The sequence below is a fragment of the Nitrospira sp. Ecomares 2.1 genome (assembly GCF_965152585.1).
In genome coordinates this window covers 1,700,441-1,725,785 of record NZ_OZ224219.1, presented here as the reverse complement: position 1 = coordinate 1,725,785, position 25,345 = coordinate 1,700,441, and the positions used below count along the sequence as shown (strand labels likewise).

Here is a 25,345-nt window from a genome sequence, read left to right as displayed (position 1 = left end):
CAACGTTTCAACTGAACCAATCGGCGTGATGGGCCGTTTTTTCGAGGGCGTTAAAAAACCATCTTGTCGGTACATCTATCTAAACTCAGTCCATGCAAAGTTGGACAGATCAACAAAGGGGTTCTGCTGGAGTAGCCAAGCCCAGTACCTGAAGCCGACCACCGCTCCTTTGTGGCAGCACGTGCAAGTCAACTGCTTGGGATAAGGATGAACTAAATAATTGTTTGCTTATTCCATCCCCAAAATGAACGAGTTTTTCAAGAGGTTTTCTTAATGCCCAGCTTATAGAAAGGCTTATACGATATTGCCATTCAGCAATCATAAAATATTAATTAATTGGGAAAATTATGGTTGCAGGCCATCTTCGATCCAGCCTCCAGTTAATTCTTGCGTAGCCTCATTTTTTCTAATAAAACACTTTTTGTTGAATGACCAATGTTTCCCATCACACTCTATATTCAGAAAAACCCGATAGGTTCCACAAAGCAATTCTTGATTTAATTCAGGATAAACTTGAGCACAATTACTGCGATGGTAAAGGAGAAGGAGCCCGCTGTACGCGCCCGTATCGGATGAGTGAAGATCTATGCAGGATGGTCCCATAGAAAAGAGATCATTGTTATCAAATAGGAGAGGCCCACGATACGCAACACTATTAGATGGATGTTCTTCAATCGTTACTTGCCCAGAAACTCCAAATGCGGTTTCCCTTTTAATACCTAAAAAATACACCCATTCATTGGAAGTAATAGGAACATTACAGATTTGGACATATAACGCTACACGATCTTTCTCATGTAACGATTGAAAGTTCGCACATAATTTCGGATTGGCCAGGAGACGCCGCATTAGAGAAGTCCCCCATTCCATAAATGGAAATTCCATGACCCAAGATTACCATAATTCCTATTAGGTATCTTAAGGGGATAATTACGTTCGGGATGATGGATTTGGCAAGACACATCCCTTCATGCAGACCCGTTGAAATTGGGAATTGCTCGATCTTCTTCCAATCGGCAATCGATGTTGCTCACCGACTGGCTATTCAGGTTATTGATCGGCTTTCCCTTGCCTGGAAGACTTTTCGACACTAGAATAGAGAGTACGATGAAGACTTCCCAAAAAGGCTTAGCCCTCTTCCTGATTGGTCTGTTCCTCGGGTTCAGCTTTAACGCCTATGCCTGCCTGGTGCCGGTCTACACCAACATGCCGGTGACTCAAGTGAGTGATTGCACCATGCCGGGGGAAGAGCCTGTTACTCAGTTCTGTGACGGGTTTAAAACTCTCGCGGTCCAATCGAGTCTCGATACTCCTTCACACAGCCAGGCTCATGCCCCCTTCATTGGCGAAATGGCCCTACTTCTTCCTGACCTTGTCCCCTCCTCCAGAAATTTAATCTTTCCGCCCGGTACCGGCCAAGTGGCCGTGCCAAAAGACCTTCTCCTCCTCATCTCGGTTTTTCGTATTTGATCCCCTCCCCGTTTTTCCGTTCATCACCAATTCTCTGAATTCACGACCTCACTGATCCCGGTCTGACATCATCAGGCCTGATCGACAGGACCATTTTCTCCTTCCTGCTTCTTTGGGTACGAGGCAGAATCGGTAAGAGGTCTATGGTCGCTACATAACAAGCGGAGTCAACCATGCACCAGATTATTTCAAGATACGTGGTGATAGTGGCATTCGGTATGGTATGGCTTGGTTTGCCAGGTCCACTCCCGGCCCAACCAACAGACACAACTGAACCGGCCTTGGAACTCGTGCCCCTGATCCAGGAAGCGATTCAACAGAATCCTGAGATCGCGGCGACACACGAGCAGGTCCTGGCCATGAAGGAGCGCGCCCCTCAGGTGGGAGCCCTGACCGACCCCGAATTAAAGGTTCAGTTGTGGAATACGCCTGACTCGCTGAATGTCACCAAAACACAAACGGTTATCTACGGGGTTGCGCAACAATTTCCTTTCCCGGGGTTGCTTTCGAAGAAAGCCGAGGTGGCGACACGGGAAGCCGACCAGGCGGAACAACGCGTGGCCGCCAAAATTCGCGAGATTACCGCTGCGGTCAAAATGGCCTTTTTTGAGCTGTTGTTCGCCCACAAAGCCATTGAGGTCCATCATGAACAGCAAAAATTGCTCAGGCAGTTCTTTGATATTGCCAATGCCAAATACGGAGTGGGAACCCGAACACAGGTGGACGTCCTGCGCGCTCAAGTAGAGCTGTCGAAAATTTCCCAACAATTACCCGTCCTCAATCAACGACGGGAAACCGCTCAAGCTCAGCTCAATACCATTCTGGATCGTGATTCCCATGCTCCGCTTGGAATCCCGCGAGCCCCACATCCTCAACCGCTGACACGCTCGCTTGAAGAACTCCAGGAACACGCGCTTCGACTCCGCCCGGAACTTCAAGAAGCTGATCTGGCAGTGAATCGATTTCAGTCGGCCACACAACTGGCCAAATTGCAGTACTACCCTCACCTTCGGGTGGAACTCCAGCGCTGGCAAAACTACAACACCGACGACGGATTTGGCGGGAATGTGATGGTGAACATACCCTTCGCGTTCTGGACCAAACCGAAGTATGACGCAGGTGTGCGGGAAGCGGCGGCGCAGGTCCGATCCGCACAAGCCAAGCAACAGACCCTTGTCACTCTCACGCGCTTTCAGGTCAAGGATCTGGTGGTGCAAATTCAGGCCACTCAAGAGGTTCTGGAACTTTATCGCACCACCGTCCTTCCGCAGGCCCAGCAGGTTCTCCAAGCCGCCCATGCGGGCTATCGGACTGATCGCACGGATTTTTTAGATCTGATCGATGCGGAACGCGCGCTCATCACCTTTCGACTTGAATATATCCGGGCGCTCGTGAACCGGGAACAGCAAGTCGCCCAACTTGAACGCGTGCTCGGCGCGGACCTGTAAGAAGGAGATGCACGATGCTCACGCACACATCACGACCACGCTGGATCATCCTCGGATTATTGCTCTGTATCCTCGTGACAAGCCTGTTATTTTTTAAAGAATCCTGGTGGCCCCTCTTCCAATCAGCGGGAATGACCACGAACGAGGCAAAGCATATCGAACAACCCATGCAGGATATGGGAACCATGAGCGGCCATTCTTCCATGGAGATGGAATCCAGCCAGGCCTATGCCATGGTGACTCCGGCACGGCAACAATTGATTGGCGTCACCACAGCCCTGGTGAGCATGCGCCCGCTCCAGACGGTCATCCGTGCCGTGGGGAAAGTGGACTATGACGAACAACGTCTCACCCATATCAATCTTCGCATTTCAGGTTGGGTGGAAGATCTCTTTGTGGATACCACCGGGCAACTTGTAAAAAAAGGTCAGCCCTTGTTTACCCTCTACAGCCAGGAACTCGTGTCGGCGCAGGAGGAATATCTGCTAGCGATGAAGGCCAACGCGCAGATTCAGGACAGCCCTCTTCTCGAAACACGACATCAGACGGCACAAATGGTCCAGTCTGCGCGCGACCGTCTCCGACATTGGACATTAAAGGATGCGCAGATCGATGAGTTAGCGCGTCGTGGCAAGCCGCAGACCTATGTCACGATCTATTCCCCTGTCGCCGGGTACGTTATCGATAAGCAGGTGTTTAAAGGTACGTTGGTGAAACCCGAGATGACCCTCTATGCGATTGCCGACCTTTCTACCGTGTGGGTGCAGGCGGAAGTGTTTGAGTATGAAATGCCCTTCGTCCAAGTGGGACAACAAGGAATCCTGACCCTGGCGGCCTATCCTGGAGAAACCTTTCAAGGAGAGATTACCTTTATCTATCCCTACCTCAACCAGGAGGCCCGCACCAATACCGTTCGGCTGGTGTTCAAGAACCCGAAGCTACGACTGAAACCGGACATGTATGGGACCGTTCAGATTCAGGTGAATCGCGGAAGTAAGCTTGTGGTTCCTGAAGAAGCGGTACTCGATTCCGGGACCCGACAGATCGTCTATGTGGTCCGGGGAGAGGGCATGTTTGAACCACGGCAAGTCACCCTTGGCCCGAAAGTAGGCGGCTACTATGAAATCGTCGAAGGTCTGGCTCTGGACGAACGGATCGCCACGTCCGGCACGTTTCTCCTGGATTCGGAAAGCAAGCTCATGGCGAGTTCGAACATGATGGGCGCGCTGGGGATGGGAGGTATCAAAATGGAGCAGGCGCACATGGGCAAGATGGATATGGATATGGGTAAGGACAAGACCATGACAGGATCAGGAATGGCGCCGGCGAACAAGACACCGGCAGGAGCGAGTAAGAAGAAAGCCGGTGACCTGGTGCTGGGCTTTTCAACCAATCCCTCGCCCGCACGCATAGGGGAAAACCGTATACAGGTGATCGTCTCCAATCAACAGGGCAAACCGGTCTCTCCTGCGCAGGTTCAACTCACCTTCACCATGCCGATGCCGGGCATGCGCCCGGCTACGGTTCCGATGTCATCAAGTGCGGAAGGCACCTATGAAGCCAACGTCAATCTTGGGATGGCAGGTCAATGGGATCTGACGATCCTGATTCAACGCGCAGGGCAGCCCGATATTCGGGAAACGTTTTCGGTGGTTGCCGGAGGCGGAAGGATGTCCGGGATGCCGGGAATGTCCGGGATGCCGGGAATGTCCGGAATGTGAGTGATCCAACATGATTGAACGAATCATTGGCTGGAGTGCGCGTAACGGCTTTTTGGTAGGAATCCTGACCCTTTTTCTGATGGGGTGGGGAATCTGGGCGGTCTATCACACGCCCCTGGATGCCCTGCCCGATCTTTCCGATGTGCAAGTGATCGTCTTTACGGAGTGGCCTGGTCGAAGCCCGGATTTGATTGAGGATCAAATCACCTATCCCATTGTCACCTCGATGTTAGGCGCTCCACGCATCAAATATGTTCGAGGACAATCGATGCTGGGTTTGTCCTTTGTCTACATTGTGTTTCAGGACGGAACCGACATGTATTGGGCCCGAAGCCGGGTGGTGGAATACATGCAGGGTCTTACAGGAAAACTCCCGGAAGGGATTTCACCTTCACTGGGTCCCGATGCGACAGGCGTGGGCTGGGTCTATCAATATGCGCTGTTGGACGAAAGCGGAAACCATAGCTTGGCCGATCTTCGCTCGTTTCAAGATTGGTATTTGCGCTATTGGTTACAGAGTGTGCCCGGCGTGGCGGAAGTGGCGACCATCGGCGGGTTCGTCAAACAGTATCAAGTCCAAGTCGATCCCGTGAAATTACAGGGATATGGCATCGGCCTTCCCCAGGTCATTCAGGCTGTCCGACGCAGTAACAATGAAGTAGGAGGACGGGTCATTGAGGCCAGTGAACGGGAATATATGGTACGAGGCCGCGGATACATCCAATCGCTTGATGATCTTCGAACCATTCCTATCGGAACGGACGGAAAGGGGACGCCCATTACCGTCCACGATGTCGCGACCGTGACGTTCGGTCCGGATCTCAGACGTGGCATTGCTGAATTAAATGGACAAGGAGAAACCGTCGGGGGCATCGTCGTGATGCGATATGGCGAAAATGCGCTTGAAGTCATTCAACGGGTCAAAGAACAAATCGCCACCATCACGCCCTCCATTCCCGAAGGCATCGGTATCGTTCCGGTGTATGATCGCTCGGAATTGATTCTTCGGGCCATCGCTACGCTCAAAGAAAAAGTCATTGAAATCACCCTCGTCGTGAGCGTGATTAGCCTCCTCTTTTTATTTCACGTTCGCTCCGCGCTGGTTCCCGTCCTCTTACTGCCGGTGGCGATTCTCTTGTCGTTTATTGCGATGTATTATCTGGGCGTCTCCTCGAACGTCATGTCACTCTCCGGCATTGCCATCGCCATCGGAACCATGGTCGATGCGGTCATTGTCATGGTGGAAAACGCGCACCGTCGCTTGGAGGAGTGGGAATCCCGAGGACGTTCAGGCTCACGGGATGACGTCATTATTCAAGCCGCCCGGGAAGTCGGCAAGCCCCTCTTCTTTTCTTTGCTCATCATCACCGTCTCGTTTCTGCCCATATTTACATTAGAAGCCCAGGAAGGCCGTCTGTTCAAGCCGCTGGCTTACACCAAAACATTCGCCATGTTCTTTGCGGCGTTGTTGTCCATCGGGTTGGCCCCTCTCTTGATGAAATGGTTCATTCGCGGCCGGATCATGGCAGAACGACGAAACCCGTTGAACCGGTTTCTTGTATGGATCTATACCCCTCTCCTGAAAGGTGTTCTGAATGTCCGATGGCTGGTCGTCGGCTTAGCCATTCTCGGAATGATCCTCGTCGTTCCCGTCTACCAACAGTTAGGCTCTGAATTTATGCCCCCCTTGAACGAAGGCACGATTCTGTATATGCCCACCAGCATTCCGGGCATGTCGATTAAACAAGCCTCCACCATCCTTCAAACGCAAGACCGATTGTTAAAAGAATTCCCGGAAGTGGATCAGGTGATGGGCAAAATGGGTCGGGCGCGCACCGCAACCGATCCGGCCCCCTTACATATGGGCGAGACCATCGTGACCCTGAAGCCTCAGGAAGATTGGCGACCCGGTATGACCTGGGACAAGCTGATTGCCGAAATGGACCAAAAGGTGAATTTTCCGGGAATGGCAAATATTTGGTGGATGCCGATTCAAACGAGAACGGAAATGCTCGCCACCGGCATTCGCAGCAGTTTAGGCATAAGAATCTTAGGGCCGAAATTAAAAGAACTGGAACGCATCGGGCTGCACATTGAAAGCCTGCTTCACACACTTCAGGGCACCCGGAGTGCCTACGCCGAACGGGTCACGGGAGGCTACTATGTCGATATCGACGTGAACCGCATCGCCGCTGCCCGTTATGGCCTCACGATTGGAGACGTGCAGGATGTCATTGAATCCGCTATTGGCGGGAAAAATATTGCATGGACCGTGGAAGGCCGTGAACGTTATCCGATTAATGTTCGATACCCACGTGATCTGCGACAAGATGTGGAAGCGCTCAAGCGCGTCCTTGTCAGCACGCCACACGGCGAACAAATCCCCCTCGCCCAACTTTCTCACATCTCCCTCACCACGGGACCGCCTTCTGTGCGAGATGAAAATGGATCGTTGGCGAGTATGGTGTTTGTGGATATTGGAGGCGAGGATCTCGGCACCTATGTTCACAAGGCCAAAGACCTGGTTCAGAAGCACATCACCCTTCCATCCGGGTATACGTTACAATGGGCGGGTCAATATCAGTATCTGGAGCGGGCGCAAGAAAAACTCAAAATGGTGATACCCTTCACGCTTTTTCTCATATTCCTCCTACTGTATCTCAACTTTCATTCCGTCCCCCGATGTCTGCTGGTATTGCTATCGGTGCCGTTCTCGTTGATCGGGGCTATCTGGTATGTGGATTTCCTGAACTATCCTCTCAGCATTGCCGTGTGGGTCGGACTGATTGCCCTGGCAGGAGTGGCAGCAGAAACCGGCGTGATCATGGTGATGTTTTTGGACGAGGCCTGTGCCCGCCGGCAACGGGAGAATCGACTGCAGTCCTTGGCGGACCTTCGTGATGCCATCATCGAAGGCGCCGTCTTACGAGTCCGCCCAAAAATCATGACCGCTTCGGCCATCATTCTGGGTTTGCTGCCCATCATGTGGTCCCACGGGACCGGCGCCGAGGTCATGAAACGCATCGCGGCCCCGATGATCGGCGGCATGGTCACGGCGACGGTGCTCACACTGTTGGTCATCCCCGTCATCTATTTCATCTGGCGCCAGCGGCAATTACAATTCAATCATTGAAAAGTTCTGATACGGGACCATGCCAACAATACACCAGATTGTAAAAGCTCCGTCCTATGTGGAATATTCACATCAAAAGAGAAAGGCAATCTGATTCATGATGCAACCATTCACTCACGTACAAGGGACAAGCTGTCGATTGAACGGGCATCTTCTGGTTCTTCTCGCGCTATGGACAATCACGGCCTGTGTCTCCGCACCTCAACTGCCGCAAAACGAACCTCTCCCGCCACCCGAAAATGCGACTCCACCGGTCGCGCCACTGCTCCTGGATGGCAATCGTCTGTTTGCCGAACACCGGTGGACCTCTGCAATTATAAAGTACGAAAAAGCCGTTCGATCCCAGCCAACACTGGCTGAAGCGCATTACAACCTGGACATGGCCCTCTATAAAAATGGGCCCGTTTCAGCCGCGCGTCCCCATTTTATCGAAGCGGCCGATTTAGCTCCGGGGCATCCCGTCATTTGGAATGCTCCACCCTTCAGAAAATATGGCACGGTTGAATCGAACACACCAACATCGGCACCAGATGGTCATTTTGGACATCAGCATTGATTCGAAACCAAACGGTTTTTATGGTCCGAATATTATGAAAGTTCAATCATGAGCATCAACAGGGATTGGCAAGACAATCGGATGACGCGGCGCTCGTTACTGCATGGGGTCGGTGCGCTGGGAATAATGGCAGCTTTGAGTCGCCTCCTTCCTTCCTATGTTCTGGCCGGTACAACCATAGCAGAAGCTGGTTCTCCTTCAGAACTACGGAGAACCACCATTGATTTACGCATTGCGGAGTCTCCATTTCGAATCGGAGAGTTGACCGGAATGGCCAAGACCATTAACGGCACGCTACCCGGGCCTTTAATTCGGTTGAAGGAAGGTGACAACGTGAGGATCAATGTCACAAACCGGTTGATGGATGATACGTCCATTCACTGGCATGGATTGCTTCTTCCGCCGGACATGGATGGCGTGCCCGGCGTCAGCTTTGCCGGCATCAAGCCCGCCACTACCTTCAGCTACCGCTATCCCATCCGGCAAAGCGGAACCTATTGGTACCACAGTCATTCCGGCTTCCAGGAACAATCGGGTGTTTACGGACCGCTCATCATCGATCCGATTGAGCCGGAGCCATTTCAATATGATCGGGACTATGTGGTGGTGCTTTCGGATTGGACCTTCGAGTCGCCGGAATCGGTTTTTGGCAATCTCAAAAAGCAAAGTGATTACTATAATTTTCAGAAGCGCGGCGCCCCCGAGTTCTTTTCCGATGTGTCACGAATGGGATTGGGGCCGGCCCTGCAGAACTATCTAATGTGGGACGGGATGCGAATGGACCCCACGGACTTCGCGGACGTCACCGGGTATACCTATACCTATTTGATGAACGGCTTGGCACCCGAGCAAAATTGGACGGGGCTCTTTCTTCCAGGCGAACGGGTGCGCCTTCGCTTTATCGCCGCCACAGCCATGACCTTTTATGATATACGCCTGCCCGGACTTGCCATGACCGTCGTTCAGGCGGATGGCCAAAATGTGCAGCCGGTGGTGGTGGACGAGTTTCGTATGGGCCCAGCCGAAACCTACGACGTAATCGTCCAACCAACCGAGGATCGGGCCTATACTATTTTTGCCGAAACGCTTGATCGAAGCGGCTATGCACGCGGCACATTGGCTACGCGCGCAGGAATGGTCGCACCCCTCCCCGACCGTCGTCCGCGGCCGCTCCGGACCATGGCTGCCATGGGCATGCACATGGACGGCATGGACATGGGCCACATGAACAAACATGATCAGCACGGCGGGGCACACATGGAGCCTCCGGAAATGGACAAGTCAAAAAAACACGCCACGGAACACCTGCATGACAAGCACGACATGTCGGACCTTCCACCGGATGAATCGCGCCATTCGATGATTCCCGGCAGCACACCTGTCCAACATGCTCCCGGTCATCATGGTACCGGCAATCAATCTGTCGCCGAATATTCGCGGCAACAGCTCGATGAGCCGGGCATCGGGCTGGAGAATACCGGCACCAGGGTGCTGGTCTACACTGATTTGAAAAGCCTGGCGCCCTATCCCGACCAGCGGGAGCCTGGGCGTGAGATTGAACTTCACCTCACAGGCCACATGGAGCGTTACATGTGGTCATTCGATGGGAAAAAATATTCCGAAGCCAAAGAGCCCATTTTCTTTCGTAACGGCGAACGCCTCCGCTTCACCTTCGTCAACGATACGATGATGGAGCATCCCCTGCATTTGCACGGGATGTGGATGCACCTTGAGAACGGAGCTGGAGCCTTCCTGCCCCGCAAACACACTGTCATCGTGAAACCGGCCGAGCGGATCTCGGTCGCCATCACGGCGGACGCTCCCGGACGTTGGGCTTTTCATTGCCATCTCCTCTTCCACATGGAGGCGGGCATGTTCCGCGTCGTGGAGGTTTCCGACGAGGAACCTTCGGTGCGTTCATGAGGACATCTGTTCGATGCATCCTCTCACTCACGGTCATCAATTTACTCATTTGGAATTCCCATTCATCAGTCATCTTTGCCCAATTCATCCCCGACAAATCAACGTCCACTCATCAACACACACACCACCCCCAAACGAGACAGCCGGAAGGCCAAACTGACACCCGATCCGGGGTATTTGGAGAAATGTCGGAGACGGGAACACCTGTATCCAAAACAGCGGACTGGCCCAGTCCTGTCATGGATGAGCAGCGCCACGGGTTTTTCCTCGCCGACGTCCTTGAATACCGTCCAAATTTTAGTGGGAATGAAAGTAATGACGACTACCGGTGGGACATCGAGGGGTGGTACGGCGGTGACTACAATCGAATCTGGTTCAAAAGCGAGGGCCAGCGGGACACGGCATTTAAGGCCGACTATGACATTGATTCACAACTCCTCTTCGGACGCTTCATTCAACGGTATTACGATTTTCAGATAGGGGGGCGCGTCGAAACCCAATCTTATCGGGGGCGGAATGTTACGCGGGGACTGGCGGTGATCGGATTCCAAGGTCTCGTCCCGTATAATTATGAAATTCAGCCCGCCCTCTTCATTAGTCAACATGGGGACCTGTCCGCACGAATGACCGCGACCAAAGATCTCTCCCTCACGCAACGGCTGATCCTCCAGCCTCGCTTTGAGACGAATGCCGCGATTCAACGTGTGAGAAAGTTCACAACGGGTTCAGGACTGAATAACCTTGAATTGGGATTTCGGCTGCGTTATGAAATCCGACGGGAATTTGCCCCCTACGTGGGAATCTCCCTGGACAAAAGTTTTGGAGATACCGCCTCGCTTGTCCGGAAAGAAGGAGGAAATCCAAGTCAGGTACGATTCGTGGTGGGCGTAAGGCTCTGGTTTTAAGAATAGTTATACCGCGATATCCGCCTGCGAATTTTTGTGGAGCTGGAGCTTCTCTTTCCAAAAGCACACAACATTTACAGCCTCGCTATCACACTACTCAAGGGTTATCGACAGTTTTCTTCGGGAAGTCACCCGGTTATCGTGGGTGGACAGGAATCGGTTTTATTCTATTTTTTCAATGAGGATGTGACGGGCAGCCTCAGGAAAGGAGGATTGATTCATGGCTCATCAACACCAATCTTGTGTGGAAGCCTGTGTGCAATGTGCGGAGGAGTGCGAATCATGTTCAGATCAATGCTTGGGTGAGATGCCGGACTGTGCCAGGCGTTGCATAGACTGCGCAGATATCTGTTGGACTTGTACGGCATTTATGAGTCGAGATTCTCAATTCAGTGCGGAACTCTGCGACATTTGCGCCACAATTTGTGACGCCTGTGCGGAGGAATGTGAGAAACATCAAAACGAGCATTGCCGACGATGTGCAGAAGCCTGTCGCCATTGCGCGGAAGAATGCCGCAAAATGGGTGCAGCAACCAAAAAACAACCTGTGGGCGCCGGGCGATAGCCTTAGGTGAACACTCATCGGGCAAGGCTTCCCGGAGGCTTGCCCGATGAGGTCGATTTCCCCTTTCTTCCATTCAATCTTAGCCCACACGGACAGGAGCCTGGTCTGAAGGCCGGATGGATCCTATGGTGTCGCCAGTCGGTCCGCCGACAAGCTATGAAATAGATTGCCCCAAAGCCTGACGCAACAGACATTTTCTTCTCTATGTGAGCGAGTGAAGCCTTCAACAAAGAGGACAAAGGCAGAAAGACTCCATTAGCTCAAATCCACCTCAATGTAGTGATCCCGGCGGTCGTCCACCAAGTGGATCCTTCCTTGCCGCCGCCCTGCCGTATCCATTCCTACGCCATCGATTTCCACACCGTCCATCGATAGACGGCTCACGTGTTCCGGTTTTTCACCGACGCGCCTGAGGGTGATGTGATAGACGGTCTCGCGAAAGCGATAGTGTATTTTGTACCCTTCCCAATGGGCCGGGATACAGGGGGCAATAACCAGATAGTCGATCTCCAGTTGCAAGCCCAAGAGGGTTTCCACGGTTAGACGATACATCCAGCCTGCCGCTCCGGTGTACCATGTCCACCCCCCCCGGCTGGTGTGTGGCGGCGCACCATAAATATCCGCGCACATGACGTAGGGCTCAACCTTATACCGTTCCATATCATCCGGTTGACTCCCATGATTGATGGGATTGAGCATGTTAAACAATTCCCACGCCCGCTCCCTGTCCCCCAACAGGGCAAACGCCGTCGTCGTCCAAATGGCGGCATGGGTGTATTGGCCACCATTTTCGCGAACGCCGGGCACGTAACCTTTGATATAGCCGGGCTCAAGGTCTGAGGTGTCAAATGGTGGTGCAAGGAGCTGAATGAGTTGATCTTCGCGTCGCACCAGGCGGGTGTCCACCGCCGCCATGGCCTGACGGGCTCGATTGGGATCACCGCCGCCCGAAATGACCGCCCAACTCTGGCTGATCGAATCAATCTGGCATTCGGCATTCCGGGACGAACCCAAGGGTGTGCCATCATCGAAATAGGCCCGCCGATACCATTCGCCATCCCAGGCATTGGCCTCAATGTTGTCGCGCAGCCGCGAAGCCTGCCCGGTGCACATGTCGGCAAACGCCTCGTCTCCTCGACGACGAGCCAGGCCTGCAAACAGCTGTAGGTTTTCGTACAGGAACCACGCCAGCCACACACTCTCACCCTTGCCATCACGACCGACGAGATTCATCCCATCGTTCCAATCGCCACAGCCCATGAGGGGTAATTGATGTTCGCCAAACCGTAATCCATGTTTGATTGACCGCACGCAATGGTCATAGAGACTGGCCGCTTCAGTCGAACGTTGCGGCTGGTCGTAGTAAGCCTCCTCTTCCGGATTCAACTCACGGCCCTCAAGGAAATGAACGGACTCGTCGAGGACTCCCGTATCGCCGGTGGCCAGGACATACCGGCAGGCGGCATAGGGAAGCCACAAATAGTCATCGGAGAAATGGGTGCGCACGCCTTGTCCATTGGGCGGATGCCACCAATGTTGGACGTCACCCTTGCGGAACTGATGCTCGGCGCATCGAAGCAACTGCTCACGGGCCAGCCAGGGCGTGGCATGAATGAGCGCCATGGTGTCTTGCAATTGATCACGGAACCCGTAGGCGCCACCGGATTGATAATACCCGCTACGTCCCCAAAGCCTGCAGGACAACGTCTGGTAGACCAACCAACCGTTGGCCAATACGTCCAACGCTCGATCCGGCGTCTCCACATGCACCGCTCCCAACGTCCGGTTCCAGTGGTCCCACACCGCTTCCAAGGCCCAACGGGCACCAGCCGGTCCGCCGAATCGTTCGATGAAATACTGCGCCTCATCGGTGTTGCGGGCCGCGCCGAAGATGAACACGACCTCACTCTCCTGCCCCTCGGCCAGTTCGATCGAGGTCTGTATGCCCGCGCAGGGATCAAGACCCGCACCGGTTTTGCCCGATAAACGCTTGAGGCGCATCGCGGCCGGACTGGCCAGGGACCCATTGCGGCCAATGAACTCGGTACGGTTTCCCGTCACCGTGCGCTCCCGCTCGCTGACCTGAACAAAGACCATTCGATTGGCACATTCCCGGCCATAGGCATTGCGGGCAAACAGGGCACCGCTGTGCGGATCTGTTTCGGTCACAATGTGCATCATATTGCTATGGCGCCACTCTCCGAGCACCAGCTCCCAATATCCCGTCAGCGACAATCGGCGGGGCCTCTTCGAATGGTTGCGCAACTTGATCACCACAAACTTGACCGGTGCGTCCATGGCGACATAGGTGAACAGTTCCGAGGCAATACCGGCTTCGTGATGCTCGAACACGCTGTACCCGAATCCGTGACGGCACACATAGCCGGACCGACCGGAAGCGGGCAATGGCGTGGGCGACCAGAATGCACCCGTTTCCTCGTCTCGAATGTAGAGCGCCTCGCCGCTACTGTCGCTCAACGGGTCATTGTGCCATGAGGTCAGTCTGAACTCGTGCGCGTTTTCCACCCAGGTATACGCGCTCCCGCTCTCACTGACCACCGTGCCAATGTGTGGGCTGGCGATGACATTCGCCCAGGGCGCCGGTGTATGTTGCCCAGGTTCAAGAGTGACGACATATTCGCGCCCATCGGGTGTGAACCCACCCAGACCGTTACAGAAAATTCGGTCACGAGCCGCCAATGGTTGGGCCGGTATGACTGCCGGTCGCCGCAATGGCACCAAATGGTCCGGCAGACGCACAACCGGGACGAGGCGCTCCACCTGCTCGAGTAATGTCTCGGCGGTATCGGTCAACACCACGCGGGCGACTGTCTGGAACAAGACCCGATCCTCTTCGGACAATTCTTCGGCACGCCGCACAAAGACCCCACCCGGTCTGTCAAGAATTTGCGGTTCGTGACCCGCATTGATCAGCCCCATGATCTGGTCTTGCAGCACCGCCCGATAGCCGGAGAAATCCTCGTTGACGATGACCAAGTCCGCAATCAACCCCTTCATCCGCCAATAGGCATGGGCTTGCAGCACTTGTTTGACCAGGTCGATACGGTTCCGGTCGCCAATACGGAGCAGAACGATCGGCAGATCACCCGAGACGACAAAACGCCAAAGCCCGGACTGACCAAGCTGGTTGCGGGCAATGACGCTTGGCGCAGCACGGCGCAAGCCATTGGCGAAAATGATTGAGGTGGCCAGGCGACCATAGACCTGAGCCTCCGCTTCGGTGGCGTTGAGATGACGCAGCACCTCCTGACTTTGGAACCAGGCCATTTCAAAAGCACGCTCAACGAAATGCCGGTCGCAATATTTCTCAAGCAGCACCAATGCAGCCTCCCGGGTGTCCGCGACCCCGGAGATGATCTGCACGGTCGAGGACTCATCGGACGACAAGGCGATGGTGCGGCGGATGGCCACGATAGGATCGAGCACCGAACCATCCGTATTCGACAAGGTCGACGAAGGATCATCGCTCTCCAGTGCCACAGGGTTGGCCGCCGTTCGACCCCGCCCGATGAATTTTGAGCGGTCCGTCTCGTAGGAGGGCTCGTCGGCTACAGCCCCGGGCGCAGCCAACAGGTGAAACATCCACGGTGTCGCCTCCCCCGGAGTCCGGGCACGTCGCCGGCAGAGGATCGCCTGGCGGTCCGGCAGGATTTCGGTTTGCACGAACAGGTTGCTGAATGATCGGTGGGCTAAGTCGGCATTCAATGGCGCCAAGACGACCTCCGCGTAACTCGTCACCTCGATATGACGGGTACGAATCGACAGGTTGGTGAGCGTGACGCGTCGGATTTCCACATCGTCTTCAGGTGACACACTGATCTCAGTATGGGCTTCAATCCCCAGGTCGCGCCGCCGATATTCGGCGCGCCCCTGCACAAAAATGGCTTCATAGTGATCGGCCGTGCGCAATGTCGGTTGATGCGCCGTGGACCAGTACCCTCCCGAGTCGCGGTCACGCAAGTAGATGAATGTGCCCCAACAATCGGACGTCACGTCCTCGCGCCAACGGGTCACGGCCAGATCACGCCAGCGACTGTATCCGCCACCGGCATGAGTCGACATGAGGTGGTACCTGCCATTGGATAACAGATGCACTTCAGGGATCGGCGTGTTCGGGTCGGTAAACACGCGCATGATTGCCCCGCCTTCCGCAGCGGCAGGGCGCGCGGCGGCGCTCACCTCAGCCGCATGGGGATGCAACGTCGCGCCCTTCTTCGGCACGCGCTCCTGCAGCAACAATTCGGTCGCCCGTATGTGAGGGGCAGACATGAAACGGCGCTGCATCGGCTGATTGAGCAGGACATGCGCAAACGCCAACAGGCTCATGCCTTGATGATGCGCCATGAACGTGCGCACGATCGCGTGATTCTTCCCTCGAGGCACGCGGGAAGGCGTGTAATCCACCGCCTCGTAGAATCCGTAGACGCCACAGAATCCATTGCTCGCCATGGTCTGTAAGTTGCGACAGGCCTCTCGCGGCATCACCGTGAGCGCCAGCGCGCTGGCGTAAGGCGCGATGACCAGGTCGTCTCCCAGCCCCCGCTTAAAGCCCAGCCCGGGGACCCCAAACGCCCGATATTGATAAACATGGTGCATATCAGTGGCGTTATAGCAGGACTCGGATATGCCCCATGGCACCGCGCGTTGTCGACCGTATTCGATCTGGCGGGACACCACGGCCTTGCAGGTCTCCTCCAACAAGGTGTTCTGGTAACTCGGCATGATCAGTTGCGGCATGAGATACTCAAACATCGAGCCGCTCCACGAAATTAAACTCACGGCGCCGCCATAACTGGTCAGCTGGCGACCGAGTGAGAACCAATGCTTTTGCGGAACCTGTCCCTGTGCGACAAGGAGAAAACTTGCCAAACGTGCTTCTGATGCGAGCAAATCATAACAGGACGGATCACGGCGCCGTTCCCCCACATCGTATCCGATGGTCAGCAAGCCGCAGGACGTCTCATAGAGAAATTCAAAGTCCATTCCCGCCAATTCGCGACAACGATTCACCAAATCATCGATGATTTTTATCCGCTCCACTGCCGCTGTATGCGGGGATGCGCCCACTCCGGCTGATGACAGCCCTTGGGTACCCACGACCCGCTTTCTGGCCAGTTCCACCAGTGTCGGGATGGAGGTGAAGTGCCCCGACTCGGGGACCAACCATCTCAGGTCATCTCGCAGTGCGCAGGATTGCTGATCGAATGCCTGTGCCCATTGATAGAGTTCGCCATCGATATCGCTATCTGCCGGAAGCCAGGCTACCAGTTCCCCGGCGATGCGGTGAATCTCTTCCATCTGTCGTTCCGCGCCTGCCAATGTCTGTGGTTCCCCGTTCAATGTGAATGTATGAAGAGTGTCCTGAAGAACCTTGATCTTCTTCGAAAGTTCGGGGGCCGGTATCGAGGGCACGTGTTCGGCAAAGACCTGCAAGGTATCCTGCAGGCCACGAAACGGGCACGAGGACAGCACCGGCTGATCTTTCAACTCGGCCAATCCCGCTTGCAAGGTGAGCAAACTGCCAGCCAGATTTCCGCTGTCCACCGACGAGACATAGAGCGGACGAAGCGGTTTCAGGGTTCGTGTGTCGTACCAGTTATAGAAATGGCCGCGGTAACGTTCCAGCTTTTCCATCGTCGCCAAAGTGTATTCCGTAAGACGCAAAAATTCTCCGGCGGACAGATACCCGAAATCGTACGCAGACAAGTTTGCCAGTAACGACATGCCGATGTTGGTTGGCGAGGTGCGGGAGGCAATGGCCGGGGCCGGATATTCCTGGAAATTATCCGGTGGCAGCCAGTTATCCTGCGGACTGACGAACTTCGCGAAGAAACGCCACGTTCGTCGGGCCGAGGCCCGAAGGAACGTTCGTTGCTCAACGGTCAAGTCCGGTACGGGGACCACAAGGGGAAGACTGATCCACCAGCCGACGACCGGCGACCCCAGCCACAGCAACAACACGGGCGCATAGAACACCCACTCCTCCGGCCGGCTGACCCCTAAGGCAAAAATCAGTACCACCGCCAGAGCAGGTCCGATCCACATCTCCATACAAAAATCAAGCAGGGTCCGGCGCGCATTGCGACTGACATAGGATCGCATATGCCAGAGTAACAATCCGCGTTTCGTGAACAGCATCCGCACACCCGAGCGCAGAATCGCATTCAGGTTAATCAGCGTCTCGTAGGGCAATAAGACCACTGTGAGTAACGCCAGCATGAACGGATGGCCTGTGGATTTGCTTTTGAGGATGAGGTGCACCAGCCAATCCCGCTCTTCAGGTTTCCGGATGAAATCGATCATGGCTCCGAGCAGGATGGGCAAAAACACCACACCCCCGACCAACAGGGTCCAGACCCATCCCGATCCCGGACCAATCAGCCAACCACCGACCAGCAAAGCCAGCAGTGACGGGGACACGAGGCTGCGTCGAAGGTTGTCAAATAATTTCCACACCGACAGGGCTGTCAGTGGGTTCGGTTGCCGCTGCGCCTTCGATCCTTTGGGCCATGGCGGTCCGGGCACATGTGGGAACAACCAGCCGGCAAGCTGCCAGTCCCCGCGTATCCACCGATGTCTTCGGCTCGCCTCTATGGCGTAACTAGCCGGATGCTCTTCGATGATATCGACATCAGTGACCAGTGCTGAACGTGCATACCCGCTTTCCAATAAGTCATGACTGAGAATGAGGTTCTCCGGAAAGCGTCCATCGACAGCCTGACGAAACGCATCCACATCGTAAATGCCTTTGCCGATGAACGACCCCTCCCCGAAAATATCCTGATACACATCCGAGACCTCGCGCGTATAGGGATCGACGCCTGATTCACCTGCGAACAGTTTCGTAAACCGTGACCGACCGGCACTGGTCAGGCTGATTGACGTGCGTGGTTGAAGAATCGCGTAGCCTTCGACGATACGTCCCTTGTCCGGATCGTATACCGGCCGATTGAGAGGATGGGCCATGTTGCCGATCAAGGTGCGTCCCGTGTCACGGGGGAGTTGCGTATCGGTATCCAACGTAATGACGTACTTGATGGAACTGAGGAGGGAGGGATCACCGACAATATCGGAAAATGCCGTTTGTGCCTCTCCCCGCAGCACGGCATTGAACTGCTCCAGCTTGCCGCGTTTGCGCTCATACCCCATCCACACCCGTTCGTAGGGATTCCACATTCGAGGTCGGTGAAACAAATAAAAGATGCACGGCCGGTCCTCCCGGTAGGTCTCATTGAGCGCCTGGACACCTGCGGAAGCCCGGGCGAGCAATGCCTCATCATCCGGCAACATACGCTCAGGCGCGTCACGAAAATCCGTCAGCAAGGCAAAGAACAGATGGGGATCGCGATTCCCCAGATATCGGATCTCCAGGGCTTCGAGAAGATCATCAATCTCCTGTGACCGGCTCAGCAGGGTGGGAACCACGACCATCGTGCGGTGAACGGATGGAATACCCTTTGAGAAATCCAATCGTGGTAACGCCCGAGGCGCTAAGGCCAGCGTGACCACCAGATTCACCAGCGAGACGGCCAGCCCTGAGACACCCATCATCCCGGTTATTCCCAAAAACCAGAACCGCCAATCATCCAACCCGAATCCCTCGAAAGAGAACAGCACGACCGAGGTTGCCAGAGCCGTGAGCAACAGGATGGGTCCGAGGTACAGGATCAGGCGGAAGGGCCGACTCGCCCGGCTGATCCGCAAATTCCACGACACACGGCAGTTCACCCCACGCTCCAGTATGTCGCGTCCGTGATCGATCAGGTAGTATCCGACATGGGAGGCACGGTTGTTGGAACCCATCTGCGCAGCTGCAGTCTGCGCAAGCACAATCGCTTGGCGTGCGACAGCCCATTCACTGCACGAACTGCCTCTCGCCACATCTTCGATGACATGCCGATACCGGTCGCGGGTGGCGAAATCCTGGCTGGTATACATTCCCATCGGGTCTTCACACAATGTCTCTTCAACAACACTGAGCGACTCGACGTAATTCTTCCAGTCCATTGTTCCGATGAAACGCAGACTACTGATACTGTTGGAGATGGAGATCTGATTGGTCGCGGCCGTTCGGCCGGCCGCCTCCGACAACTGCGTCGCCGTCACCCCCTGTTCGAGTAGTTTGTGTTCGACCCAGGTTTGAATGAACGCCATAGCCGGCCCCTGAGCCTGGAGTCTCGCGTAAAATTCCTCCACAAACGGTGCGGTCAAGGGGACATCAGCATTCGCGAACTCGGCGAGCAACTGAACAAGCTGTTTCGGTTCCTTTTCGGCCGTCGCGTGCATGCGGTCTGCCCAACTGATCGCCGCGTCGCGCTCCTCACGCCGACGGGCAATACGCAACCCCACGCGGCGAAGGTTTTCCAAAAGTGCCAACTGCAGCATAATCGGGAATGCCCACAGTTCTCCGAGCTGTAACGGTTCAACAGTCTGGTAGGCGGCAACGATATGGGTCGCATTGTCGCTGTCGACACGACCGTCCATATGAGAGATCAATTCCAAAGCCAGGTCATAGATTCTGGGAAAACCGGCTGACGGACCGTCAGCCAGTCGCGGCAACTGCCGGCTGTACCCTCGCGGCAAATGGCGACGTGCCAGAACGATTTGCTGCTCGATAAGATAAAAATTATCAAGCAACCATGCCTCTGCCGCGACGATCCGTTGACCGGGCGTCACGGCGGCTGTCACAAGGTCATACGCCGCCACCAGCACGCGCTCATTGTCCGCCAGCCGAGGTAATAACTTGTCCGGTCCAGAGTGCGGATCGATTGTATGTTGACCGGTTAGCGTGACCGCATGACGTTTCAATTGCTCGATGCTGAACAGCTCCGAGCGCAGCAGCTCCGTGTCCCCGGCGTCACGCAACGCATTTTGTGCGGGTAATAAAAATCCGATTTTTTTTCCGAGATCTGTAATGACGATGACATTCTCCTCGCACGAACTTGGGGCGTCCGCGCAGTAATAGCCTTATGCCCTGTGTTTGCCAAAATGTCATGCGACGTGCATTCAGCACGTCAACCAGTGACCTGTCGATGGCCATTTTTACATTGTCTTGGCTGGGATTGAAATTAACAGGGTCAACCGGACAGTGCGGGAGCACAGCTTTTTGCCGGAACTCAAGGCCAAAGGGTTAGAGCTTGCTCGAAGTTGATTGGGCCCCGCACAAGTCTCAAGCCGTTCAACTGCGGATGGCTAAAGCTTTAGACTCACGCTCCTGTCAGCTTAAGCCATGTTAACACTATATCCATGCGGGGATATAGGGAACGCGATGGCACTAAAGCAGACGGGAAAACTGTGGCCTATTTCCGTAACGCAAACTTCGGGTTGGCTTCCCCATGGCAAAGGTATTTCACTATACTGAATCAACGAGTTCATTTGTGAACGCCGACCGAATCGAAGGCCATAGGTGATGCCACTGAGAATTTCCACTTCGGGCCAGATGACCTTCTTACTTTCGCCTGTTGATGATAAGGACCATCACAATGGAACAAAAACCTCATATCCCCGAAAATAAGCCCCGGCGACGGGAATTAAGCATGGCCAAGGTAGAGCAGGTGAAGGACCCGGTCTGCGGCATGATGGTGGATCCGCTTACCGCTGCGGGAAAATTCGAGCATGCGGGCACCATGTATTACTTTTGCAATCCCCGTTGCCAGGACAAATTCAGCCATGATCCGGAAGGCTATCTGACTGGGAAACATACACAGTCGATGGATGCCGTGCCGGCCAAGCCCGGCGCCAAATATATTTGCCCGATGTGTCCTGGTGTCGAATCTCCCAAACCGGCGGCTTGTCCTAAATGCGGCATGGCACTGGAGCCGGATATCGCAATCGCACCGGCGACTAAAACGGAATATGTCTGTCCCATGCATCCTGAAGTGGTACAGGATCAGCCCGGCTCCTGTCCGAAATGCGGGATGGCGCTTGAACCTCGCGAAATCACACTTGAAGAAGAAGAGAATCCCGAACTCCAGGACATGATGCGCCGATTCTGGATTGGACTTGTGTTGGCCTTCCCGGTGTTTTTCCTGGCCATGTCCGAGATGATTCTCGGCAAACCCGTTCAGCAGATTCTCTCGCCGTCGGTCAATGCATGGGTGCAATGGATATTGGCAACGCCAGTGGTTTTATGGTGCGGCTGGCCGTTTTTCCAGCGCGGGTGGGCTTCGCTCGTCAACCGCAGTCTGAATATGTTTACGCTCATTGCGTTGGGAACCGGTACGGCTTATGTCTATAGCGCCGTGGCCACCATTGCTCCTCAATTATTCCCCGCCTCCTTCAGGGGAGAAGGCGGTGAGGTCGCCGTGTATTTTGAGGCCGCTGCCGTGATCACCGTCCTCGTGCTAATGGGCCAGGTCCTGGAATTACGGGCTCGCAGCCAGACGGGCAGCGCCATCAAAGCCTTGCTAGGCTTGGCACCAAAAACTGCCAGGCGTATTCGCGAAAATGGCGATGAGGAAGACGTCCTCGTGGAATCGGTACATCCAGGAGACAAGCTTCGTATCCGCCCAGGAGAAAAAATTCCGATCGACGGAGTCATCCTTGAGGGTCAAAGTGCTATAGATGAATCGATGATTACCGGAGAATCGATCCCGGTGGAAAAGCAGGCAGAAGCTCAGGTCACCGGAGGAACCGTCAATGGAACGGGAACGTTGGTGATGCAAGTGGAACGAGTCGGCCGGGATACCGTTCTGGCGCAGATTGTTCGTATGGTCAGCGAAGCCCAACGCAGCCGGGCGCCCATTCAACGGATGGCCGACCTGGTAGCCGGCTATTTTGTCCCGATTGTCGTCGGGGTTTCGTTACTCACTTTCTTTATCTGGGCTTTTTTCGGTCCGGAGCCTCGCATGGCTCACGCACTCGTCAACGCAGTTGCGGTCCTCATTATTGCCTGTCCCTGCGCGTTGGGTCTCGCCACCCCCATGTCCATTATGGTGGGAACGGGACGAGGAGCCACGGCCGGCGTCTTGATGAAACATGCGGAAGCCCTGGAACAATTGGAAAAAGTGGATACCCTGGTCGTCGATAAAACCGGAACCCTTACGGAAGGCAAACCCAAATTGATGTCAGTCATTTCTCTTACCGATAGGCAGGAGGATGACCTCCTGCAATTGGTCGCCAGCCTGGAACGCAACAGCGAACATCCCCTGGCCTCCGCCATTGTGAACGGAGCGAAAGACAAAGGGCTGGAGTTATGGAAGACTCAGGATTTTCAGTCGAAAACCGGCAAAGGCGTGGTCGGAACCGTTCAGGGACACAGCATGGCACTCGGAACACGGAAATTCCTGGAGGAAGAGTACCACCTGAAACCCGAGGACTTCGGACCGTTAGCGGAGAAAGCCGAGGACCTGCGCCGTGACGGCCAAACCGTCATGTTTGTGGGCATCGCTAATCAGATCGCCGGTCTCATCGGAGTCGCCGACCCGATTAAACCATCAACCTCGGAAGCCATTCGCCTGTTGCATGAGGAAGGAATTCAAGTGGTCATGGTGTCCGGCGACCATCAGCAAACAGCACAGGCGGTCGCACAGAAGCTCGACATCGATGAGGTAAAAGCGGAAGTGTTGCCCGAGGAGAAAAGCCGAATCATTCAGCAACTTCAAGCACAAGGAAAAATCGTGGCCATGGCTGGAGACGGCATCAATGATGCACCCGCCCTCGCCCAGGCCCATGTCGGCATTGCCATGGGGACCGGCACGGATGTAGCTATGGAAAGCGCCGGAGTCACCCTGGTCAAAGGTGATCTTCGAGGCATTGCCCGTGCCCGTCGGCTCAGCCAGGCGACCATGCGCAACATCCGGCAAAATCTGTTCTTTGCCTTTTTCTATAATGCCATCGGAGTCCCGATTGCCGCCGGCATCCTCTATCCGGCATTCGGCATCCTCTTGAGTCCGATGATTGCCGCAGCCGCGATGACCTTTAGCTCAGTCTCAGTCATTACTAATGCCCTGCGATTACGATCAGTCAAACTCTAACAGAATGTTGAAAACGTATGCCCTGAGTCCGGCCGAAAAGGAAACCGTGCCGGCGCCTGAATTCCCGGCCTTCGGAGCCGAAGCGACTTCGGCGAATAGGCTTGGCAGGCAAGCCGACGGTTATTTGAACCAAAGAAAAGGAGGGGAGATAGATCCCCGCTGACTCCCGCGGGGATGATTGATGAATGGGTCTCGCCGGACAGTGCTAATCCGGCATCTCTCCCTTTTCTGTCATTTCCGACATTGTTTATCGGAAATCCATCTGGTTTCTATTCTGATGGATCCCGCTATCAACCTGTGGGGATGACGACTGGTATGGTATCCACCCTTACCCGACTCGTTCTATATCCTCAATGGCATGCCATGTCGTTCCGGTGGGGTATCTCAGTTGGCTGACGGTTCTGTATGTCCCCTCCCCGTCGCTTATCCTAAGAGAAAACCAAAATCCCTTTGCGTGAGGGTGCCCCCGCCATGTTGGGTGGCCCTTCAAGAACGGGTCCCGTTTTCTTCTTATCAACCGCGGCCGTTTGAGTGGGGCTGTTGCGGTTGAGAACACAGCCTTGGGCGTAAGGGCCGCGTGCAAGCAAACCAAGGCGAGGATATAAGTTGCTGCGGCATAACCTGATGCCGCTGATCTGACTTGGACATTCTGGTACAATGCTCTTATGTCCTCAGTCGGAGCTTAAACATTCATGAGATCCATGAGCAGATACCTTCTCTCTTTTGTGGCGGTTATTGGGCTGGGGGGCGTCCTCACAGCGGGTCAACTACTGGCCCAGCCTGGCGAAATTGACATCTTCAATCAACAGGACACCAGAGTATTCAAGACGGCGGCCTGTACAAAAGATCGCCGGCCAGTTGAAGCGCTGTACTTCATCGTGGCCAGCCGGTCCGATCTGGCCAATGGAAAATCGTCTCCATCATCGCAATTGATGAAAGAAGCAGTGGATGGTAATTGGCGACAGATTGCCTCCCGGTTGACGATGGAGCAAGTGACGGAAGAACGCTTTGCCGATACCTATAACGCTCTCCTGAGCGAAATGATCCCACTTTTGCAGCAGGCAGTTGAGGAGCAGAGTGGCGTGTCCATCTCCGTCTCTGAAGTCAACAGCAGATCGATGGACCAGACCAAGGATCAGGACGTTCCAGCTTGCAGTTAGGGACACAGTGCCTTTCCTCTAACTCCACGGAAATTCGGTGCGGCCATAAGTTGTTCTTCCACAAAAACCCTCCCCAGATGTGTAGCCAATCGTAGAACAATCAATGTTCTCTGCCAACGCCCTGGTTGGTTTGAGTGTGATTCCGTAGTTCGGGAGGACTCCCTGTTCTCCCTGTTGCTGAGGACCGGCGCCTCGGGGGGGTGACGGTGTACGAGTGGGATCGAGAAAACCTGTCGCTTGATCTGAAGCGGATTTATTTGGTGGCGGTGACCACCCCGGCCGCGACTTCCAACGCCAGAGCAGTAGAAATCCTGCACGATGGCACCCGGTTAAAGTCTTTGACGAATTAACCAGGGCCTCTTTCCATGCGAACCCATACAAGAGCAGCACCAGTATCACTCGCGAGACGTTGTCGAAGCATCTGGTCTCACTTGTCGCTCTTGGTAGAAGGCCAGCTGTTTTCAAAGA

At 54.7% G+C, this 25,345-nt stretch carries 13 protein-coding genes; 11 read left to right on the top strand and 2 right to left on the bottom strand.

All coding sequences use genetic code 11. From position 1 onward, the window contains the following. Positions 1–345: 345 nt before the first annotated feature. Positions 346–849 carry a hypothetical protein gene (locus ACWHYD_RS07500; protein WP_447965285.1) on the bottom strand — a complete coding sequence of 168 codons (504 nt, stop codon included), beginning with the start codon at positions 847–849 and terminating at the stop codon, positions 346–348. Between the two features lie 258 nt (positions 850–1,107). Here ACWHYD_RS07500 and ACWHYD_RS07495 point away from each other — a divergent pair, with 258 nt between their 5' ends. The 8 genes from ACWHYD_RS07495 to ACWHYD_RS07460 all read left to right on the top strand — a co-directional run bounded on the left by ACWHYD_RS07495 (position 1,108) and on the right by ACWHYD_RS07460 (position 11,721). After that, positions 1,108–1,470: a hypothetical protein gene (locus tag ACWHYD_RS07495; protein WP_447965284.1), complete on the top strand. Its 363-nt coding sequence runs from the start codon at positions 1,108–1,110 to the stop codon at positions 1,468–1,470. Between the two features lie 173 nt (positions 1,471–1,643). Beyond that, positions 1,644–2,918, top strand: a complete 1,275-nt coding sequence (locus ACWHYD_RS07490; protein WP_447965283.1) for a TolC family protein — start codon at positions 1,644–1,646, stop codon at positions 2,916–2,918. Positions 2,919–2,932: 14 nt separating this feature from the next. After that, positions 2,933–4,639 carry a FixH family protein gene (locus tag ACWHYD_RS07485; RefSeq protein WP_447965282.1) on the top strand — a complete coding sequence of 569 codons (1,707 nt, stop codon included), beginning with the start codon at positions 2,933–2,935 and terminating at the stop codon, positions 4,637–4,639. 10 nt (positions 4,640–4,649) lie between these two features. After that, on the top strand, positions 4,650–7,772 hold the full coding sequence (locus tag ACWHYD_RS07480) for an efflux RND transporter permease subunit (protein WP_447965281.1): 3,123 nt from the start codon (positions 4,650–4,652) through the stop codon (positions 7,770–7,772). Between the two features lie 97 nt (positions 7,773–7,869). Continuing rightward, positions 7,870–8,328, top strand: coding sequence for a tetratricopeptide repeat protein (locus ACWHYD_RS07475; RefSeq protein ID WP_447965280.1), 459 nt, complete (start codon positions 7,870–7,872; stop codon positions 8,326–8,328). Between the two features lie 48 nt (positions 8,329–8,376). Continuing rightward, positions 8,377–10,251, top strand: a complete 1,875-nt coding sequence (locus tag ACWHYD_RS07470) for a copper resistance system multicopper oxidase (RefSeq protein WP_447965279.1) — start codon at positions 8,377–8,379, stop codon at positions 10,249–10,251. Continuing rightward, positions 10,248–11,156 (top strand): copper resistance protein B, encoded by a 909-nt coding sequence (locus ACWHYD_RS07465; RefSeq protein WP_447965278.1) that lies wholly within the window; start codon positions 10,248–10,250, stop codon positions 11,154–11,156. Before ACWHYD_RS07470 ends, ACWHYD_RS07465 begins: the two co-directional genes overlap by 4 nt. Before the next feature lie 220 nt (positions 11,157–11,376). Next, the gene (locus ACWHYD_RS07460) at positions 11,377–11,721 is read left to right on the top strand and encodes a four-helix bundle copper-binding protein (protein WP_447965277.1); all 345 of its coding nucleotides are present in this window, start codon (positions 11,377–11,379) and stop codon (positions 11,719–11,721) included. A gap of 255 nt (positions 11,722–11,976) precedes the next feature. Here the strand turns inward: ACWHYD_RS07460 and ACWHYD_RS07455 are convergent, their stop codons facing one another. Then, positions 11,977–20,583, bottom strand: coding sequence for a GH36-type glycosyl hydrolase domain-containing protein (locus ACWHYD_RS07455; RefSeq protein WP_447965839.1), 8,607 nt, complete (start codon positions 20,581–20,583; stop codon positions 11,977–11,979). A gap of 641 nt (positions 20,584–21,224) precedes the next feature. On the opposite strand from ACWHYD_RS07455, the gene ACWHYD_RS07450 reads away from it, so the two are divergent. The 3 genes from ACWHYD_RS07450 to ACWHYD_RS07440 all read left to right on the top strand — a co-directional run bounded on the left by ACWHYD_RS07450 (position 21,225) and on the right by ACWHYD_RS07440 (position 25,227). After that, positions 21,225–23,717 (top strand): heavy metal translocating P-type ATPase, encoded by a 2,493-nt coding sequence (locus ACWHYD_RS07450; protein ID WP_447965276.1) that lies wholly within the window; start codon positions 21,225–21,227, stop codon positions 23,715–23,717. Positions 23,718–24,418: 701 nt separating this feature from the next. Then, the gene (locus ACWHYD_RS07445) at positions 24,419–24,877 is read left to right on the top strand and encodes a hypothetical protein (protein WP_447965275.1); all 459 of its coding nucleotides are present in this window, start codon (positions 24,419–24,421) and stop codon (positions 24,875–24,877) included. 206 nt (positions 24,878–25,083) lie between these two features. After that, complete coding sequence (locus ACWHYD_RS07440; protein ID WP_447965274.1) at positions 25,084–25,227, top strand: hypothetical protein; 144 nt, start codon at positions 25,084–25,086, stop codon at positions 25,225–25,227. The last annotated feature ends 118 nt before the right edge of the window (positions 25,228–25,345 follow it).